Origin of the sequence: Microcoleus sp. S13_C3 (genome assembly GCF_036700905.1) — a bacterium.
Classification (GTDB): Bacteria; Cyanobacteriota; Cyanobacteriia; order Cyanobacteriales; family Microcoleaceae; genus Microcoleus.
In genome coordinates, this window is record NZ_JAUBPT010000113.1 from 1 (window position 1) to 4,215 (window position 4,215).

The 4,215-nt window shown below is 47.4% G+C and carries 1 protein-coding gene and 1 pseudogene; both read left to right on the top strand.

Annotation, left to right across the window (positions count from 1 at the left end; all coding sequences use genetic code 11):
* Positions 1-184: 184 nt before the first annotated feature.
* Positions 185-409: pseudogene (locus QUA16_RS25565) on the top strand (IS701 family transposase); the annotation flags it as partial.
* Positions 410-1,830: 1,421 nt separating this feature from the next.
* Positions 1,831-3,942, top strand: a complete 2,112-nt coding sequence (locus tag QUA16_RS25570; protein WP_333106586.1) for an iron uptake porin — start codon at positions 1,831-1,833, stop codon at positions 3,940-3,942.
* Positions 3,943-4,215 lie beyond the last annotated feature (273 nt).

A 4,215-nucleotide genomic window follows, 5' to 3' on the forward strand; every position in this document is an offset into this window, starting at 1 on the left:
CAGGTTACATCGTCAAATATTTTTAACTGGTTTACACACTGCTGTTATTGTACCTCATCTTTCTGAGAAAGGCTATAGCGGTTCTCAAGCGTGGTGAGGTATGCCCTATGCCCACGGATGCCTATGCCCTATGCCCACGGAGGCCTATGCCCTATGCCCATGAGTACCTCATCTTTCTGAGAAAGGCTATAGTTGGTATTCAGAAGTGGAAAATTTAAAATTTCTAAAAAACCAGAAATTGGGTTTTCTATTCGGAATTGAAAAAAACAGGACAGTATCAAATGAGCCACATAATTATTGCCCGGTAAGCATTCTGCCAATTCCTGAGTCAGGATTAATAACTCATTTAAAAGAATTTGGATTTATAAAGTTGTTGAGAAAAAGCTTTAAAAAAGAGGCGTCTAGACACTAGACTATAAAAAGAGTGTAGAAACAATCAAAAGATGGTTAGGAGAGATTGGGGGGTATTTTGAAGAAAGAACAACTAATGGGATAGTATAGCAATCCTAAATCATTTGCGTAATTATTGTAGGGGCAATCCCACGCCCGGTTGCCCGATAGATTAGGGGTAGGCACGGGGAGTAGGGGTAGCACTACCCTACAAATTTTGCGAATCATGTAGGATCGCTCTAGAGGGAATTAATACTAAATTAAAGCTATTAAAAAGGTGTGGTTTTGAATTTAGGAATTTGATAACTTTTGAAATACGGGCATTACTTTTTTGGCATTTTCCTAAAAACTTATCACAATAAGTACGGAAGAGCCACATTGAGTCAACCTAAATGGAGCGGAACAAATAAGCAACTTCACAAAGGAACGTCGGTCGATATTAAATTATTTAGGAAAGGTTTGCAGTCAATATTATTTAATAGGTGAAGATGGGTGAATCGGAAAACAAACCGGATAATATTGTTGAATTAATTCAAATAAGGTGCCACAAAACAATCATGTTGCCGGACTTTTAATGTCTAATTTAGGGAGAATGAGTTCAGATATTGCCGAAGGAATATATTAGGAAATATCGGGATTTAAAATTCTTATATTTCGCCAAAATCGCAAAATAATGATACTAAAATTAGAAAAGGTAGGCACAGATATTTTTCCTACAGTGAATGTATGAAAATCCTTAGTCATCAAAGCCAGAACTGCGGAATGTGGGTTAAACCCGCCGACTGCCCGTCTCAAAAATGGCGATCGCCCTAGCAAGCCCCGGCTGCAGCGGGCATCAAAAAACCAAAATGGGTCAAGCCTGAACTTTGGTTTGCAGCGGGTAAATCTACCAGCCTTGAGGTCTCAGTTCCCCACTCAGGGCGCGAAAATAGCCCCTGCCGGGTCGCGAGGTTTAAAGTTAGGTTAAAAAGCTTGACATTATAGGATATAAAGCTGTATAAGGGATGCGACAAGCAGCCACAATCCTACCTATAACTGTCTATTAAGTCTGGCGTAACCGAGGACTCTGGGCAGTTGTCAGTTTGAGGCAGATTGTGGTCGAACCCGTAGAACCAGTTGTCGATCGCCTACAGAGCAACTCAAGCAAATCTGGCGATCGAGAGATCAAATTAGCAGGTGATGGTATAATCAACCGTAAGGTAATGTGGGCTTGACATGAATTGATGCCTGGGCGGTACAAGGGCCCAGCCCGCTACGTTCAAGCAGAAGTAGACACGCCTACGGTGAATCAACGGTGAATCAACGGTGAATCAACGGTGAATCAACGGTTATGGATAGGTTCTATTTTGGCAGTTATTGTCAACAGGCAAGCAACCACAAAAATTAGCAGTTGGGAATTGCTGCTCGTCGAGTTGAATAGAGTGTGAAGGTGTGAGGAAAATGAACAGAACTTTTTGGAATTTACTGCTAATATCCCCGGCAATTCTGGGGCTATCATCAGTCATGAGTGCCACTGCGATCGCCGCAGAAGTGACCGCTACCGCTGAAGCCAACCAGGTAGCTACAGCTCAGTCATCTGAGTCAAAAATTGCAGAAATAGTTGCAGAACCAGTGGCAGCAGCCCCTGCTGCCCCAGAAAAGCTGGCTTTAAACAGCAGCGTCGAAGCGGCCCAAACCCCGCTCGTCAACGAAGCAGATGCTGAAAAACTCGCCTTAATCGAACGACAAACCAGCGAAGCAGCACTGCAAACAACACCGCAAACAACAGGGAGCGACATCGAGTTAGCAGCCCCAATCGCTCCGGCCAGCGCCATAGCAGCGACTGAACCCCTAGCAGCAGCAGGCAAAGCCGAACCGGATCCCCAAGCATCAGACTTGGCAGTGCAAAGCAGCCAGACAGAAGTTGCTGGGAAAATTGAAGTGCCAGCAGTAGCCAGCACCCCAGCTACTAAGGTAGAAATTGCTCAGACACCAGCAGCCGGAATGGGCGGCCCGATCGTCCCTGTCGCTCCCCAAGCGCTGCCGGCCCAACAGTCGGGAACCATGTCCCAGGTGACATCAGTCTCTCAGCTCTCCGACGTGCGCCCGACAGATTGGGCATTCCAAGCCCTGCAATCCCTAGTCGAACGCTACAGTTGTATCGTAGGTTATCCCGACGGCACCTACCGCGGCAACCGCGCCCTGACTCGCTACGAATTTGCAGCCGGCGTCAACGCTTGCTTAGACAACATAACCAAACTAATTGGGTCAACAGGTAACTTGGTTACCCGAGACGACTTAGCCATCCTGCAACGCCTGCAAGAAGAATTTGCAGCCGAACTCGCTACCCTGCGCGGACGAGTAGACGGCCTAGAAGCTCGCACTGCAGAACTCGAAGCCAACCAGTTCTCCACCACCACCAAATTGGCTGGAGAAGCCATTTTTGCCGTCAGCGACACCTTCGGAGATGGTGTCGGCCTTCACGACGACAAAACCTCTACCAACTTTGGCTACCGGGTGCGCTTGAACTTATTGACAAGCTTCACCGGTCGAGACTTGCTCAGAACCCGCTTGCAAGCAAACAACGTCGCCAACTACTCAGCAAAAACCGCTACGGGTACTAACATGGCTCGCCTAGCCTTTGATGGGGGTGATAACAGCAATTTCTCACTAGACGAACTGTACTATCGTTTCCCGCTGGGTGGCGCTACAGTCTTTGTCGGTCCTAAAGGACTTGACCTGGATGAAATTGCAGAGACGGTAACACCCTTTAACTCTACGGGTACTGGTTCAATTTCCAGATTTGGAGTTCGCAACCCGGCCGTATTCCGCGGGCCGCAGGGAGCTGGCGCAAGTGTGACTTTCAACTTGGGCAGCCTCCGAGCTACCGCAGGCTATCTGGCCGGCGACAGCGATGCTCCCAACCCAGCAGACGGCAGGGGCGTTTTCGACGGTTCTTTCAGCGCTCTGGGTCAGATAGGCTTTTTTAGCAAACCGTTTGATTTGGGCCTGACTTACACCCGGAAATACAGTCGGGACGGCGATGTCAACATCATGGGCGGTACGGGCAGTGCCTTGGCTAACCGACCTTTCATTCGAGAGACGATCGTATCAAATCCACAGACCGGATTACCTGAACCGGGCACATCAGATCAACCAGCCACTGCATCAGATAACTTTGGCGTGCAAGTTAACTTCAAACCGAGCAGCCGCTTTCAGATTGGCGGTTGGTACGGTTACACCAAGGCTGAACAACTGCGGGGCGGCAACAAGGACGCTACCATCCAAAACGCTGCTGTCACTTTGGCCTTGCCAGATTTTGGCCGCCAAGGCAACCTCCTCGGCTTTGTCTTCGGCGTACCGCCAAAAGTTACCGATAGCGATGTCAGAAGAGCGGACGGAAGCCGGCGAAAAGATGGTGACACCTCTTATCACCTAGAGGGTTTCTATCGCTTCCAAGTCAATGACTTTATCTCAGTGACACCGGGCGTTTACGTGATTCTGAATCCCGAACACAACAACAAAAACGACGATATCTGGGTAGGACTCCTGCGGACTACCTTTAGTTTCTAAGGTTTCCAGACATCAAGTTACAGGTAAAAGTGGCAGGCGACTGCCGCTTTTATTTATTGATCATCAGGCGATTTTAGATTTTAGATTTTAGATTTTAGATTTTCAACAGTCATTAGTCATTAGTCATTAGTCATTAGTCATTAGTCATTAGTCATTAGTCAACAGTCATCAGTCATCAGTCAACAGTCAACAGTTAACAGTCATCAGTCAACAGTCAACAGTCAACAGTCAACAGTTAACAGTCATCAGTCATCAGTCAACAGTCATCAGTCA